The sequence below is a fragment of the Liquorilactobacillus sicerae genome (assembly GCF_029916425.1).
In the GTDB taxonomy this organism is placed as follows: Bacteria; Bacillota; Bacilli; order Lactobacillales; family Lactobacillaceae; genus Liquorilactobacillus; species Liquorilactobacillus sicerae.
In genome coordinates this window covers 157,999-172,734 of sequence record NZ_JAHAVQ010000001.1, presented here as the reverse complement: position 1 = coordinate 172,734, position 14,736 = coordinate 157,999, and the positions used below count along the sequence as shown (strand labels likewise).

Genomic DNA, 14,736 nt, shown 5'->3' with positions numbered 1-14,736 from the left:
AACGACTATCAAAAGCTACTGCAGTTTATCATCATTTAAAAATGTGTCTAAAACCCCTTCAACCATATTCCACTCTTCATCGCTCTCAATTTCTTGCAATTCACTATTGGCATCAGCTGGATCATACGAAAATGCCAACACATCAACTTGTTCTTCTGGTTGAGCATCTGCTGGAATCAACAGGACATATGACTTTCCATAATCATCTGAATCAAAAGTAAATAAGATTTGATATAAAACCTCATTCCCCTGATCATCAACCAATGTGATCAATTCATCTTGATTTTCATTCATTTGATCAAACTCCATTCCTCAATCTTTGACAAGCGATCCGCGACGATCTAAATAACTTTGTAAGATCAAACCTGCAGCAACCTTATCAATCACCTTTTTTCTCTTTCGGCGAGAAGTATCAGCCTGCTCAATCAACATTCTTTGAGCCTCAACCGTTGTCAAACGCTCATCTTGAAAATCAATTGGCAAACCAAATTCCTTTTTTAACAATTTACTATAATTTTTAGCAGCTGCAACGCGAGGCCCTTCAGTATTGTTCATATTTTTCGGTAAACCAATGACAAAACCGCCAATTTGATATTTTTTTGCCAAAGTTTTAATTCGTTCTAAGCCAAATTGTTGATTATCTTCATCAATTGGTACAATTTCAACGCCTTGTGCCGTCCAGCCTAATAGATCACTAACTGCAACACCAACTGTTTTAGAGCCAACATCTAATCCCATTAACCGCTGGATCATTTAGTTTCACCTTTATCAAGATAATATCTAACTAATTCCTCGATGATCTCATCACGTTCATGCTTCCGAATTAAATTTCGGGCATCATTTAACCGCGGAATATATGCTGGATCACCTGATAACAAATAACCGACAATCTGATTGATCGGATTGTAGCCTTTTTCCTCCAATGCCTGGTATACCGTTTTCAAAGTATCCCGAACATCTTTTCGGTCTCCATCCGCAAAATCAAAGAACATAGTTTTATCCAATGAACTCATTACAAGCACCTCCGCCGCCTATCAGGCTTCTGCTTTTATTCTACTAAAGATAAATGCTTGTCACAATCAAAACATTGCCTTGTAACTATACCGTAACAGAAATGTTAAGTCGAATTAATTTGAAATAAAAATCATTTAATCTTTCTAAAAAAGAGGAGTGTGAAGACAAAAGTTGATCTTAAATATTCACACTCCCAAAATTATTTAGTTATTTTCTAAACATTTAGCTGCGGCTGCTAAAGCTGATTGAATTCCAGCAGCATTTTTACCACCAGCCTGAGCAAAGTCTGGCCGACCACCACCGCCACCGCCAACTAATGGGGCAATTTGTTTAATAACATCACCTGCTTTGATGCCATTTGTAATTGCTTTCTGGTTAGCTGCAACAATTAAATTAACCTTACCATCAGCCGTGGTCGTGGCTAATACCAGAACATCAGAAAACTTTTTGGCTTTCCACTGATCAGCCAGTTGCCGCAACTGCTGCATACCGTTAACTTTGACTTGACTGGCAATTAGTGTATGTTGTCCAACACTTTGTGGATGCTCGAAGATTCCACTTGTTTGTTGCTGAGCTAATTTGCCTGCCAGCTTAGCCGTCTGTTGCTTTAATTGGCGAATTTGTTCTTCCAGTTGCGACAGCCGATGCGGCAATTCTTTTAACTGGGTGATTTTAAGCTGCTGAGCTGTTTTTTGTAAAAGTTGGTTGCGCTTTTCTAAAAAGCTGAAAGCTTCTTTGGAAGTTACCGCTTCGATCCGTCGAACACCTGCACCGACGCCGGATTCGGAAACAATCTTAAACAATCCCAATTCACTTGTATTTTCAACATGATTTCCACCACAAAACTCAGTCGAATAATCACCGATTTTTACGACCCGGACTACTTTGCCATATTTTTCAGCAAATAATGCAATTGCACCCATTTTCTTGGCACTTTCAATGTCAGTCACAACCGTTTGAACTGGTAAAGCTTGCCAAATTTTTTCATTAACAATTTTTTCAACTCGCGCTAATTCTTGTGCAGTAACCGAACCCAAATTAGTAAAGTCAAACCGCAGATATGTTGGTTCAACTAAGGAACCAGCTTGATGCGTGTGGTTGCCTAAAACGTCCCGCAAAGCCTGATCCAGCAAATGAGTAGCCGTATGATTTTTACGAACCTTAGCATGAAAATCTTGATCAACTTCTAAAGAAAAGCTTTCATTGACCTTCATTGGCTGTAAAACCTTGATTGTGTGCAAGTTTTGCCCATTAGGTGCATGCTGGACATCGGTGACTTCAGCGACGACTTGGTCATCATTATTTTTGATCACGCCTTGATCAGCCACTTGACCACCCATTTCAGCATAAAATGGAGTTTGATCAAAAATCACCTTGGCGACTCCTTGGCTGACTTGATCAACTTGTTTTTCAGCAATTACAATATTTTTTAAGACGCCAATTGCTTGCAACCGCTCATAACCAAGATATTTACTAGGAGTTTTAAGATCAGTTAATAAACTCTTCTGAACTCCCATTGACTTAGCATTGCTCCGAGCTGCCCGTGCCCGTTGTTTTTGCTGTTGCATTTCTTGATCAAAACCTGCCTGGTCAACTGTCATCTTTTCTTCAGCTGCAATTTCTTTGGTCAATTCAAGTGGGAAGCCATAAGTATCGTAGAGTTTAAAAACCGCCTTGCCAGCTAATTGACGCTGTTGAGCCTTTTTTGTTTGCTCAATTGTTTCATTTAATAACTGCAAACCATCCTTCAAGGTTTCATTAAAACGGTCCTCCTCCAAATGAACAACTTTCGCAATATAGTCTGCTTGTTCCAAAATTTCTGGATAATAAGCTTTCATAATTTCACCAACGATTGGAACCAACTGATATAAGAAAGCCCGTTTAATGCCAAGCTTTTGTCCATACATCACGGCGCGGCGAATCAAGCGGCGGATTACATACCCCCGACCATCATTTGAAGGTAAAGCACCATCACCAATCGCAAAAGTCACGGCACGAATATGATCAGCAATTACTTTAAATGCAACATCTTTTTCTTCATTTTCACCATAATGATTAACTTGACTAATTTCTTCAGTTTTTTCAATAATTGGTAAAAATAAATCAGTTTCGAAGTTTGTTTTTGCGTGTTGGAAAACTGAAACGACCCGTTCCAAGCCCATGCCGGTATCAATATTTTTATGTGGCAATGGTTCATAGGTACCATCTGGTTTATGATTGAATTCAGAAAAGACGATATTCCAGATTTCCAAATAACGTTCATTTTCACCACCAGGATAGCTTTCGGGATCATCTGCTGGTAAATTATTAAACTCCTGACCACGGTCATAAAAAATTTCTGAGTCTGGGCCACTAGGACCCTCACCAATATCCCAAAAATTATCTTCAACTTCAAAAATATGCTTTTCTGGTACACCGGCTTCTTCATGCCAAATTCGTTTGGCTTCAGTATCTTTAGGATAAACTGTCACATATAACCGATCTGGATCCATACTAAACCATTTAGGACTTGTTAATAGTTCCCAAGCCCAATTGATTGCTTCTTCTTTGAAATAGTCACCAACAGAAAAATTACCAAGCATCTCAAATAATGTATGATGCCGAGCGGTATGACCCACATTTTCAATATCATTCGTCCGAATACTTTTTTGTGAACTAGTGATTCGCGGATTTTTTGGAACAACCGTGCCATCAAAATATTTTTTCATCGTCGCTACACCCGAATTAATCCACAACAAGGTTGGATCATCCTGCGGAATCAACGATGCACTGCGCATAATTTCATGACCCTTGCTCTTAAAAAAGTCCAAATACATTTGCCGAACCTGGCTACTTGTAAGTTTTTTCATTAAGCTTTCCTCTCCTTTGAAAAATAGCAACAAAAACACCGTTGCCAGCCAAGGACGCAATTCTGCGCGGTACCACCTTGCTTGCAACGATGTTTCTCGTTTACCTCTTAAAATCCCGATAATGCTGGGGGGCATTTTCATTCCAGGGAGCATCTGTCAAACACTGGGGAGCCATTTCCACCAATCAAGCCTCTCTTTACCCTCAATTATCTATCAGATATATCCTGGTGCATTTATTATTATAATTATTTCAACCGACGCTTAGTATATCACAGAATTGTCTAACAAGCCATCTTTGTCGTGTCAAGTGTATATGTCAAGTGTCAAGATTTTCTCCGCCGATCAATTTTTCGCTGACGTTGCTGTTCAGTCTTGATTGCTTGCTTGATCTTCTTCCGATACCCTGGCTTTTTCTTTTGCCGTTCCTTTTTGACCAAACCAATCATTTTAGGTGCTAGTTGTTGTTGTTTCAAACGATGATGTTTTCGACGATTTCGCTGATAAGTTGTTTTTAGCTCACCATTTTGCAATACCTTAGGAATAAATTTAATACCCAGCTTTTCAAGTTCTGTAACTTTGGTATCATCATCTGGGCCATATAAGGTAATTGCTGTTCCAGGCAAGCCATTGCGACCTGTTCTTCCAACACGATGGATAAAAAACTCCAATTCCTTTGGTAACTCATCATTGATCACTAAAGAAACACCCTGAATATCAATTCCCCTTGCTGCTAAATCAGTTGCAACAACATACTGATATTCCAAGTTTTGAATGGCCTTCATAGTCTGCTTGCGCTTGCGGGGTGGCAAATTCCCATGAACCTTGGCAACTCTTAACCCCTGTGATCGCAAATAATCAGTCAATTCATCAACACGTTCTTTGGTGTTTGCAAAAACTAAAGCCAAATAAGGTTCGCCTAAAGTCAATAATTTGTAGATCAACTGATTTCTTGTTTTGCCTTTAGTTGAAAGTAAAAAGTTATCAATCGTTGGACTAATCAGCGTGGGCTCTGTTAATTTAACCATTTCTGGAGTTGCCAAATACTTTTTTAAAAATGGTTGAAGCTTGACCGGGATAGTGGCTGAAAAAACCATCATTTGCAAATCGGTAGGCATCGCTGAAGCAATTGCATCGACATCGGCTAAAAATCCCATATCAAGTGTCATATCAGCTTCATCGATCACTAACGAGCTAACTAAGTGAATATCTAAAGCTTGTTCTTTGATCAAATCTAAAATTCTACCTGGGGTTCCAATAACTAATTGTGGCTGACGATGATTTAATTTTTCAATCTGCCGCAATTTATCTGTTCCACCAACATAGTTATGCACAACTAATTCCGGTTTAAAAGCCAAAATTTGCCGTGCAGCCTCATAAATTTGATATGCCAGTTCACGACTGGGCGTGGTAATCACAGCCTGAACTGTTTGTTGGTCAGCTCTTAGCTGATTGATGATTGGCAATAAAAAAGCATGTGTTTTCCCACTACCAGTTTCCGATTGACCGACAACACTTTTTTGAGCCATGATCAACGGAATAATTTTTTGCTGGATCGGTGTTGGCCGCTGAAAGTTGATTTCTTTTAAAGCTTGTAAAATAAACGACTGCAACCCAAATTGTTCAAATGTCTTACTCATCAATTTCTCCCACATAATTTTTGGCGATTTCGTCAAGTTCTTGGATATAAGTTGGAATTTGACTTTCTTGTTCAATTACTGCTCCGCTCGCTAAGGGGTGACCACCACCCTGATATTTTTTTGCTAATTCATTGATGACTGGTCCCTTAGAGCGAATCCGCAGCCGAAAAGTGCCATCTTTTTGCTGAACAATGATCGTCCAGCATTTAACACCAATGATTTTGCCTGGTAAAGGAACAATTGGCGAAGTTCCAGCATCTTTTAAGGCAAATTTTTCTAAGGCCTGCCGTGTTAAAACAATATACGCTGCCTGGTGATCCGTAATCTGCAAATTTTCGTAAACATAGGCTGAAAGGCGGGCAACTGGTAAAGAAATGTCATCTAATTTACGATTAACTGCCGTCTGATCAAAATCGTACTCCATCAACTGCGCCGCGATCCGCATCGTCCGTGGTGTCGTTGCATCATACATAAAACGACCGGTATCACCAATAATTCCAGCGTATAACATCCGAGCTGCATCAGCTGTTAATTGCAGCTGTGGAATTTGATTGACCAAATCAACGACCATTTCTGAACAACTTGAAGCATTAACATCGACCCAACACACATCGCCATAAGGATCCTCATTAGGATGATGGTCAATCTTAATTAACAACTTGCCTTTTTTATACCGCTGATCATCAATGCGTGGCTGATTAGCCGTATCAGTCACAATTACTAACGCATTTTGATAAGCTTCATCTGATATTTGTTGCTCTTGAGCAATCCAAGCTAAGCCATGAACGTTTTCACCAACTTGATAAACATGCTTAGTTGGAAAAGCACATCGAATAACAGCGGCTAAACCACACTGCGAACCGAAAGCATCAGGATCCGGTCGTTGATGGCGATGAATAATGATCGTCTCAGCCTTTTTAATTTGATTAAAAATATCTTCTGCCACTGACATTTTGCTACTCCTTAATTTCTATAAATTGATTTCTTCCCCTGGTTTGACTTTCAAACCAACCTGAGCTGGTAAGTCAGCTAAAAACTGATCAACATCCTGTTCGATAGCCGCAAAAGTATTATAGTGAATCGGCAAAACTTGTCTAGCCTTGACAAATTTAGCAGCAATAATTGCATCTTCAGGCCCCATCGTAAAATGATCACCAATTGGCAAGCAAGCTAAATCAACGCCTTGTCCGTGATTAATCAATTTCATATCGGAAAACAAACAAGTATCACCAGCATCGTAAATTATTTTGTCATCAACTCGCAATTCAAAGCCAGCTGCATTCCCCAATGGCAGTGAAGACCCATCAGCTTGTGGCAAACTAGAAGTATGCCAAGCCGGCACCAATTTAAAACTGCCAAAGTCAGTCCGATATTGTCCACCATAATTCAAGCCAATGGTTTTCAAACCTAACTTAGCAAAATAATTAGCCAATTCAACAATTGCAATCACCGTTGCTTGACTTTTTCGTGCTAACTTCAATGTATCACCAACATGATCCGCATGTGCATGCGTCAGTAAAATATAATCTGGATGACAATCACTTAATTTTAAATCAGTTAACGGATTACCTGTAATAAATGGATCAATTAGAATGTCTTGTTGATTAGCAGCCACCACTTCTAAAGCCGCATGTCCGTGCCAAATTATTTTCATTATTTTCACCTGCTTTACAGTCTACTTATTTTCAGTATACCGATAAACCAAAAAAATTACAAAATTACTGAGCAAAAAAAAGCCCTAGTGAATTAAATTCACTATGACTCTCATTAAGCTCCTTCAATTAAAGATCCAATGACGTCCATCAGCTGATAAAAGCTGATCAGCTTGTTTTGGTCCCATTGACCCGCAAGAATAAGTCGCCAATGCTGCTCTTTGCTGATCCCAAGCATGACGAACAGCATCTACAAATTTCCAGGAATACGCGACTTCTTCCCAGTGAGTAAAATTAGTTGCATCACCCGATAATGCATCAGCCAATAATTTTTCATAGGCTTCCGGTATCAACTGAAGCTTATCAGCTGGGAAAAGATTCAATTGCTGCTGTTGCAGTTGATAGCCTTGCCCAACCTTTTTAGTATTGACTTGCAAGCTAATCTCGCCTTCTGGTTCAACTTTAATCGTCAAAATATTATCAGCTAATTGCTGCGTAGTAAAAATGTTACCAGGAACAGCTTTAAAAATAATATCAATTCGTGTGGCTTTAGTTTGCAGACGTTTACCCGTCCGAATATAAATCGGCACGTTGCTGAAATTTTCATTTTCAACAAAAATCTTTCCAGCAACAAATGTCTCAGTCTGCGATTTTGGATCGATTTGATCTTCCTGCCGATAACCCTTTAATCCATTTGCTGCAACATATTGTGCCCGAACAAAGTTTTGTTTGACCTCTTGCGGTTGATAAATTTTCAAGGCTTTTAACGCACAAATTTTTTCGCGCCGGATGTCAGTTTCACTATAAGAAGCCGGCATATTCATCGTTAATAAAGAAACAATTTGCAAAATATGATTCTGCACCATATCCCGCAAAGCTCCTGCCGTCTCATAATAACCGGCACGTTCTTCAACGCCCAAAGCCTCGCTTAAAGTAATTTGAATATTGTCAATATAACGACTGTTCCACAATGAGCGAAAGATGTTATTGCCGAATCGCAGTGCAAAAATATTTTGCACCATCTCTTTGCCTAGATAATGGTCAATCCGAAAGACATCCTTTTCGGCAAAGTATTGACCGATTGCCCGATTAAGCTCATTGGCACTTTTGAAATCGCGGCCGAAAGGTTTTTCAACGATCATGCGATTATAACCGTCAGCTGTCACGATTTTTTGTGATTTCAAATGCCCAGCAATCGTCCCAAAAAAGCGTGGCGACATCGCTAAATAGAACAACCGATTACCACCAATTTGAAATTTTTGATCCAAACGTTCAGCCAATTTTTTCAAAGTGACATAATGCTCTGTATCATTAACATTATGTGATTGATAATAAAAATGTTTTGAAAATTCGTTGGCTTGCTGCTGATCGTCAGCCGAAACAGAATTTTGCACAACAGTTTGATAATGTACATCACTCCATGGGCGTCTTGCAGTTCCAATTACAGCAAAATGCTCACTTAAAATACCTTTGCGATAAAGTTCAAATAAGGCTGGATAAAGTTTTCGTTTTGCTAAATCACCTGTCCCGCCAAAGATAATAAAGAGTGCCTGTTGTTTTGTCCTCATCTTTAGTTGCACCACTTTCAATTTGTTATCTTTACTTCTGACTCAAGTTTACTTGTCTTAGCAAAAATTAACAAGTTTTTGCAACACAATTCGCTAAATCAAATGAACGCCCTTGTCGACATAAACTATGTCACCTACTAAACCAGTTGCCAGATCACTCATTAAAAAGGCCGCAGCATTACCAATTTCTCGGATCGTCACCGATTTTCCATCAGCCGTTCTTTCTTCTGACATTTTCAGTAGTTGACCATGATCCTTGACTCCAGTAACAGCTAATGTTTTGACTGCACCAGCAGAAATTGCATTGACTCTTACTCCAAATTTAGCCATATCTCGGGCCAAATAGCGGACATTGGCTTCCAAAGCTGCCTTGGCAACTCCCATAACATTATAATTTGGAATTGCCCGTTCAGAACCAAAATAAGTTAAAGTGACAATGCTTGCGGGATTATTTAACAAGGGTTGTGCATACTTGGCAACTGCTAATAATGAATACGACGAGATATTCTGAGCCAAAGCATAGCCTTCACGAGAGGTGTTCATGATATCACCGGCTAGTTCATCTTTATTGGCAAAAGCAATTGCATGAATCAAGCCATCAATTTTATCATATCTTGCCTGAACAGTCGTAAAGGCTTGTTGCAATGACTGATCACTGGTAACATCGCATTCGATCAACCTTTGCTCATCACTGACAAGTTTACTAATGCTCTTTTTCATTCTGGGATTTTGATAAGTATAGATGACGGTTGCACCATTTGCTTCAAGTGCTTGCGCACATCCCCAAGCAATACTACGCTTATTGGCAACTCCCATAACTAAAATCTTTTTACCTGCTAATAAATCCCCCATTGATATTCCTCCATTTGCTTTAAAACTTACGATAACGCATTCTTCTTTTTTCTAACAATTCATCAACCGTCAATCGCTGCAACTGTTCTATTTCCTGTAGCAAAACTTTTTTGATTGCTTTAACTAAACGATATTTAGAATGACTTTCAGGAATAACTCCTTCAATTATCTGTTGCCGTAGTAACTTTTCAGGTGTCAACTGCAGGATCTCAGCTGCTTGATCAGCCTTTGAACTATCTTTCCATAAAATAGCTGCAAAACCTTCCGGCGATAAAACTGAATAAGTGCTATTTTCCAGCATCCAAACCCGATCGCCACACGCTAAGGCCAAAGCCCCACCACTGCCGCCTTCGCCATAGATAATTGACACAATTGGGATTGGTAATTTGCTAAATTCGTATAGATCTTTAGCAATTGCTTCTCCTTGACCATTTTCTTCAGCTGAACGGCCAGGATAGGCCCCAGCCGTGTTAACCAAAAAAATAACCGGCCGTTTAAATTTGGCTGCTTGTTGGGCTAAACGCAATGCTTTGCGATAGCCAGCAGGTTCTGGGCAACCAAAATGAGCCGCTAGTTTTTCTTCGGTCGTCTGACCTTTATTAGTTGAAATCACCGTTACCGGCTGCTGATTCAAATAAGCTAGTCCACCAATAATTGCTGGGTCATCACCATAAACCCGATCACCATGAAACTCGGTAAAATCTTGAAAGGTTTCTGTTAGTAAAAATTTAGCAGATACTTTATCATCAGACCGCGCTAATTTAACGATTTCCGCGGCAGTTCTTTTATGATCCAATAAACCTGCCATTAGCTGTCCCTCCTTTGATGAAATTCGAGCAGCCATCTCAGTTTATTCTTTAATTCAGCGCGCAAAACGATTTGATCAATAAAGCCATGCTTCAAAACTGCTTCAGCATCCTGTAAATCATTGGGTATCTTTTGTCCGGTCGTCTGTTCGATCACACGTTTTCCCGCAAAACCGATCAAAGAGCGTGGTTCCGCCAAAGTAATATCGGCCTGCATCGCAAAACTAGCAGTCACTCCACCCGTTGTCGGATCAGTCAAGATAACAATGTATAAGAGCCCCGCATCACTATGCTGTTTAACCGCCGCTGATATTTTTGCCATTTGCATCAATGAAAAAATTCCTTCTTGCATTCGAGCCCCACCAGAAGCCGTAAATAAGACTACCGGCAGTTGTTTTTGAGTAGCTTTTTCAAATAGTCGGGTCAATTTTTCACCAGTGGTCGTGCCCATCGAACCCATAATAAAGAATGGATCCATAATGCCTAAAGCAAATTTTTCATTTTGAATCTTGGCAAAGCCGGTCAAAACAGAATCATTGAGCTTAGTTAACTGTTGCGATTTTATTAACTTCTTTTGATAATCAGGAAAACTCAGTGGATCATCAGTCAGCAAATCAGCATCAATTTCTTCAAAGTTATCAACTAACCAATTTAAGCGTTGTCGAGCCGTAATTCGAAAACCATATTGGCAATTGGGGCAAACCTTATATTGACCCAAGTCCTTATGATAAAATGACTGATGACATTTGGGACAAGCAATCCAGATTCCCGAAGGTACTTTTTGACTGGCTTGTTTATTGACCTTTATATGTTTGGCACTTAAATTTTTCAGCTCATTAAACAGCTGCATTTAAGCTTCCTCCTTTTTCCACTTTGGCAAAAAAATTTTTTCCAAATACTCAGTCGTAAATTTACCACTAATAAAACCTGGATCATTTATCAAAGCTTGTTGAAAATCCTGATTAGTTTGAACCCCATTAATGATCATTTCTCCAAGCAACCGTTTGATTTTTCTCACCGCTGAAGTTCGATTCTCACCTAAGGCAATTACTTTAGCAATCATTGAATCATAATACGGCGAGATCTTGATTCCGGCATACAAAGCCGAATCAATCCGCATACCTAAATTGCCAACTGGAAAATACAAATAATTAACCGTACCAACTGCCGGCAAAAAATTTTGTTGCGGATTTTCAGCATTAATCCGACATTCAATCGCATGCCCGTGACAAACGACATCTGTTTGTTGACAATCTAAAGGTTCGCCAGCCGCAATTTTTACTTGCTCTTTAACAATATCGATCCCGGTAACCATTTCAGAGACCGTATGCTCGACTTGAATGCGTGTGTTCATTTCCATAAAGTAAAAATGATGCTGTTGATCCATCAAGAACTCTAAGGTACCAGTATTAACATAATCAATCGCCGCCGCCGCTTTTAAAGCAATTTTTCCTAAATATTTTCGTTGCTGGAGAGTAATGAATTCACAAGGACTCTCCTCAATCACTTTTTGTTTGCCACGTTGCAATGAACAATCACGTTCAGGAAAATAAATTGCCTGGCCACTTTGATCACGCAAGATCTGAACTTCGATATGTTTGACATTTTCCATGATTTTTTCCAAATACATTCGTCCGTCGCCAAAAGCGTTTTGAGCTTCTTGTCGTGCTTCATTAAAGGCCTTTTCAATTTCTTGCCGATCGTTAACGCGGCGAATGCCTTTGCCACCGCCGCCAGCTGCTGCTTTAAGCAAAATCGGATAGCCAACTTTGTCAGCAATTTGTCGCGCCATGATTGCATCAGTCACGAAGCCTTCGCTACCAGGGATCACTGGAACCCCACTAGCTTGCATTTGCTGACGAGCATGAGCTTTATTTCCCATTAGATCAATGGTTTTTGATTTTGGACCAATAAATTTGATCCCACAATCCTCGCACATCTCAACAAAGCGACTATTCTCAGATAAAAAACCGTATCCTGGATGAATTGCCTCAGCACCGGTCCCAACTGCTGCACTTAAAATATTTTGCATATTCAAATAAGAATCCTGTGCACGATTAGGACCAACGCAAACTGCTTCATCTGCTAATTGAACATGCAGACTTTCACGATCAGCTTCAGAATAAATTGCCACTGACTTAATGCCCAATTCTTTTAATGAGCGGATAATCCGCACTGCAATTTCACCACGATTGGCAACTAGGACTTTTTTGAACATTAGATCACTCCTCAACCAATCATAAATGTTAATTCAGCAGAACACGCCTTTTTACCATCAACCGTTGCGACAGCTTTGCCTAAACCGACATTATTTCTAATCTTTTCCAAAACAACTTCTAACTTCATCGTATCCCCGGGACGAACTACTTGACGAAATTTAGCGTTCTTAATTCCACCAAAATAAGCCGTTTTATGTTTAAACTCGGGCATTGACAACAGTGCAACCGCCCCAGTTTGCGCTAACGCCTCAATAATCAAGACTCCCGGCATGACTGGATTTCCCGGGAAATGCCCCATAAAAATTTCCTCATGGGCCGTGACATTCCGAATGCCAACCGCCTTTGCTCCTGGTTCTAATGAAATAATCTTATCAATTAAGAGCATTGGATAACGATGAGGAATGATTGCTTGAATTTGAGTAATATCAAGTTCCATTTTATAACTCCTCGATTTCAAATAAAGGTTGCCCATATTCAACAAGTTCCTCATTTTTGACTAAAACTTGCTTAATTTTTCCTTCGCGTTCACTTTTGATCTCTGTCATAACCTTCATTGCTTCAATTACGCAAACTACATCGCCTTGATGCACCAGATCACCAGCTTTTACATAGGCTGGTTTCGTTGGAGCAGGCTGTAAATAAACGCTACCAACCTGCGGTGCTTTGATGAAGGCCTTAGCTGTTTTTTTAACAGCTGGTGTCTTTGCAGTTACTAATTTATCTGCTGTAGATGGATTCGCTGGCGGTGTTGGCCGCAATAATTGTTTTAATAATTTTGTTGATAATTCATTTTTGCTAAGATGCAGCTGAAAATCTTTGGTTTTGATTTCCAATTCACGACAAGGCGATTGATTAAAATCACTGATCAGCCTTTGAATTTCTTTTAAATTCAAAACTCTTCACTCCATTTTTTAAATGCTAAGACGGCATTATGTCCACCAAAGCCTAACGAATTACTGATTGCATAACGCAATTCAGTGGCCGGTTCGCTTTGTTGCGGATTAACCAAATTCACCTGGCAAGCAGGATCCTGCTGAGTTAGACCAACATTGGGTGGCAACTGACCACGTTGCAAAGCCCCAACAGTTGCTACCGCTTCAATTGCTCCAGCTGCGCCCAGCAAATGGCCGGTCATGCTTTTAGTGCTGCTGACTTTTACTTGACTATCATTGCCAAATACCCGATTAATTGCTTTAGCTTCACCAACATCATTTGCCTGAGTTGCTGTGCCATGAGCATTGATATAACCAACCTCTGCTGGTTTAATGCCAGCTTCGGTGATTGCTTGCTCCATAGCCCGAGCAGCACCTTCACCTGTTGGATCTGGAGCAGTGATATGGTAAGCATCACATGTACTGCCATACCCAACAACTTCGGCTAAGACTTGGGCTCCCCGCTTTTTTGCGTGTTCTAAACTTTCTAAAACTAATGTTGCAGCACCTTCACCCATTACAAAACCATTCCGATTTTGATCAAATGGCAGCGAAGCCTTGGTTGGGTTAGTAGCTTTTGAAAGAGCCGTTAAAGCTGCAAAACCGGCAATTCCGATTTCGTTGACGGACGCTTCAGCACCACCAGTCAGCATCACTTGCGCACGACCCTCTTTAATCTGTCGATAGGCCTCGCCAATTGCATTAGTTGCTGAAGAGCAAGCCGTCACAATTGCTGTACAAATGTTTTTAGCCTTAAAACGCAAAGCTAAATTTCCAGCTGCCATATTAACAATCGAAGTCGGCACAAATAGGGGTGAAACACGTTGCGGACCTTTGGTGTACATTTTAATGACCTGATTTTGGATAGTTGTCAAACCACCAATTCCAGAACCATAAATTACGCCAAAATCATAAGCATCAGTGTTAGCTTCATTTATTCCTGCTTGATCAACAGCTGCAACTGCGCTGTCAACTGCATATTGAGAAAATAAGTCCATTCTTCTGGCAGCTTTTTTACCAACACGTTTTTGCGAATCAAAATTTTTAACTTCCGCTGCGACTGTAATTCCGGTTTCTTTAGCATCAAACTTGGTTATTAGATCAATTCCAAGTTTACCAGAAAAAATTCCATTTAAAAATTCATCTGCAGTATTCCCTAGTGGTGTAACAGCACCCATTCCGGTGATTACTACTCTACTCATAAAAA

15 protein-coding genes are annotated in these 14,736 nt (G+C 39.9%); all 15 read right to left on the bottom strand.

What is annotated here, in order from left to right:
* Positions 1 to 15: 15 nt before the first annotated feature.
* Positions 16 to 294 carry a DUF1292 domain-containing protein gene (locus tag KH893_RS00875; RefSeq protein ID WP_281164281.1) on the bottom strand — a complete coding sequence of 93 codons (279 nt, stop codon included), beginning with the start codon at positions 292 to 294 and terminating at the stop codon, positions 16 to 18.
* Positions 295 to 312: 18 nt separating this feature from the next.
* Positions 313 to 753: a Holliday junction resolvase RuvX gene (gene ruvX, locus KH893_RS00870; RefSeq protein WP_281164280.1), complete on the bottom strand. Its 441-nt coding sequence runs from the start codon at positions 751 to 753 to the stop codon at positions 313 to 315.
* The gene (locus tag KH893_RS00865) at positions 750 to 1,013 is read right to left on the bottom strand and encodes an IreB family regulatory phosphoprotein (protein ID WP_281164279.1); all 264 of its coding nucleotides are present in this window, start codon (positions 1,011 to 1,013) and stop codon (positions 750 to 752) included. Before KH893_RS00865 ends, ruvX begins: the two co-directional genes overlap by 4 nt.
* Positions 1,014 to 1,217: 204 nt before the next feature.
* A complete protein-coding gene (alaS, locus tag KH893_RS00860) occupies positions 1,218 to 3,863 on the bottom strand; it encodes an alanine--tRNA ligase (protein ID WP_281164278.1) in 2,646 nt (881 codons plus the stop codon).
* Between the two features lie 323 nt (positions 3,864 to 4,186).
* Complete coding sequence (locus tag KH893_RS00855) at positions 4,187 to 5,500, bottom strand: DEAD/DEAH box helicase (RefSeq protein WP_281164277.1); 1,314 nt, start codon at positions 5,498 to 5,500, stop codon at positions 4,187 to 4,189.
* Positions 5,493 to 6,452, bottom strand: a complete 960-nt coding sequence (locus tag KH893_RS00850) for a DHH family phosphoesterase (protein ID WP_281164276.1) — start codon at positions 6,450 to 6,452, stop codon at positions 5,493 to 5,495. Before KH893_RS00850 ends, KH893_RS00855 begins: the two co-directional genes overlap by 8 nt.
* A gap of 18 nt (positions 6,453 to 6,470) precedes the next feature.
* Positions 6,471 to 7,154 (bottom strand): metal-dependent hydrolase, encoded by a 684-nt coding sequence (locus KH893_RS00845; RefSeq protein ID WP_281164275.1) that lies wholly within the window; start codon positions 7,152 to 7,154, stop codon positions 6,471 to 6,473.
* A 123-nt stretch (positions 7,155 to 7,277) separates the two neighbouring features.
* Positions 7,278 to 8,720, bottom strand: coding sequence for a glucose-6-phosphate dehydrogenase (gene zwf, locus KH893_RS00840; protein WP_281164274.1), 1,443 nt, complete (start codon positions 8,718 to 8,720; stop codon positions 7,278 to 7,280).
* A gap of 93 nt (positions 8,721 to 8,813) precedes the next feature.
* On the bottom strand, positions 8,814 to 9,572 hold the full coding sequence (fabI, locus tag KH893_RS00835; protein ID WP_281164273.1) for an enoyl-ACP reductase FabI: 759 nt from the start codon (positions 9,570 to 9,572) through the stop codon (positions 8,814 to 8,816).
* Between the two features lie 19 nt (positions 9,573 to 9,591).
* Positions 9,592 to 10,380, bottom strand: a complete 789-nt coding sequence (accA, locus tag KH893_RS00830; RefSeq protein WP_281164272.1) for a carboxyltransferase subunit alpha — start codon at positions 10,378 to 10,380, stop codon at positions 9,592 to 9,594.
* Complete coding sequence (accD, locus tag KH893_RS00825; protein WP_281164271.1) at positions 10,380 to 11,228, bottom strand: acetyl-CoA carboxylase, carboxyltransferase subunit beta; 849 nt, start codon at positions 11,226 to 11,228, stop codon at positions 10,380 to 10,382. Before accD ends, accA begins: the two co-directional genes overlap by 1 nt.
* Positions 11,229 to 12,596, bottom strand: coding sequence for an acetyl-CoA carboxylase biotin carboxylase subunit (gene accC / locus KH893_RS00820; protein ID WP_281164270.1), 1,368 nt, complete (start codon positions 12,594 to 12,596; stop codon positions 11,229 to 11,231). It abuts the gene before it with no gap.
* An 11-nt stretch (positions 12,597 to 12,607) separates the two neighbouring features.
* Positions 12,608 to 13,033, bottom strand: a complete 426-nt coding sequence (fabZ, locus tag KH893_RS00815) for a 3-hydroxyacyl-ACP dehydratase FabZ (protein ID WP_281164269.1) — start codon at positions 13,031 to 13,033, stop codon at positions 12,608 to 12,610.
* 1 nt (position 13,034) lies between these two features.
* The gene (gene accB, locus KH893_RS00810; protein WP_281164268.1) at positions 13,035 to 13,490 is read right to left on the bottom strand and encodes an acetyl-CoA carboxylase biotin carboxyl carrier protein; all 456 of its coding nucleotides are present in this window, start codon (positions 13,488 to 13,490) and stop codon (positions 13,035 to 13,037) included.
* Positions 13,487 to 14,731, bottom strand: coding sequence for a beta-ketoacyl-ACP synthase II (fabF, locus tag KH893_RS00805; RefSeq protein ID WP_281164267.1), 1,245 nt, complete (start codon positions 14,729 to 14,731; stop codon positions 13,487 to 13,489). The genes accB and fabF overlap by 4 nt, the downstream gene beginning before the upstream one ends.
* Positions 14,732 to 14,736 lie beyond the last annotated feature (5 nt).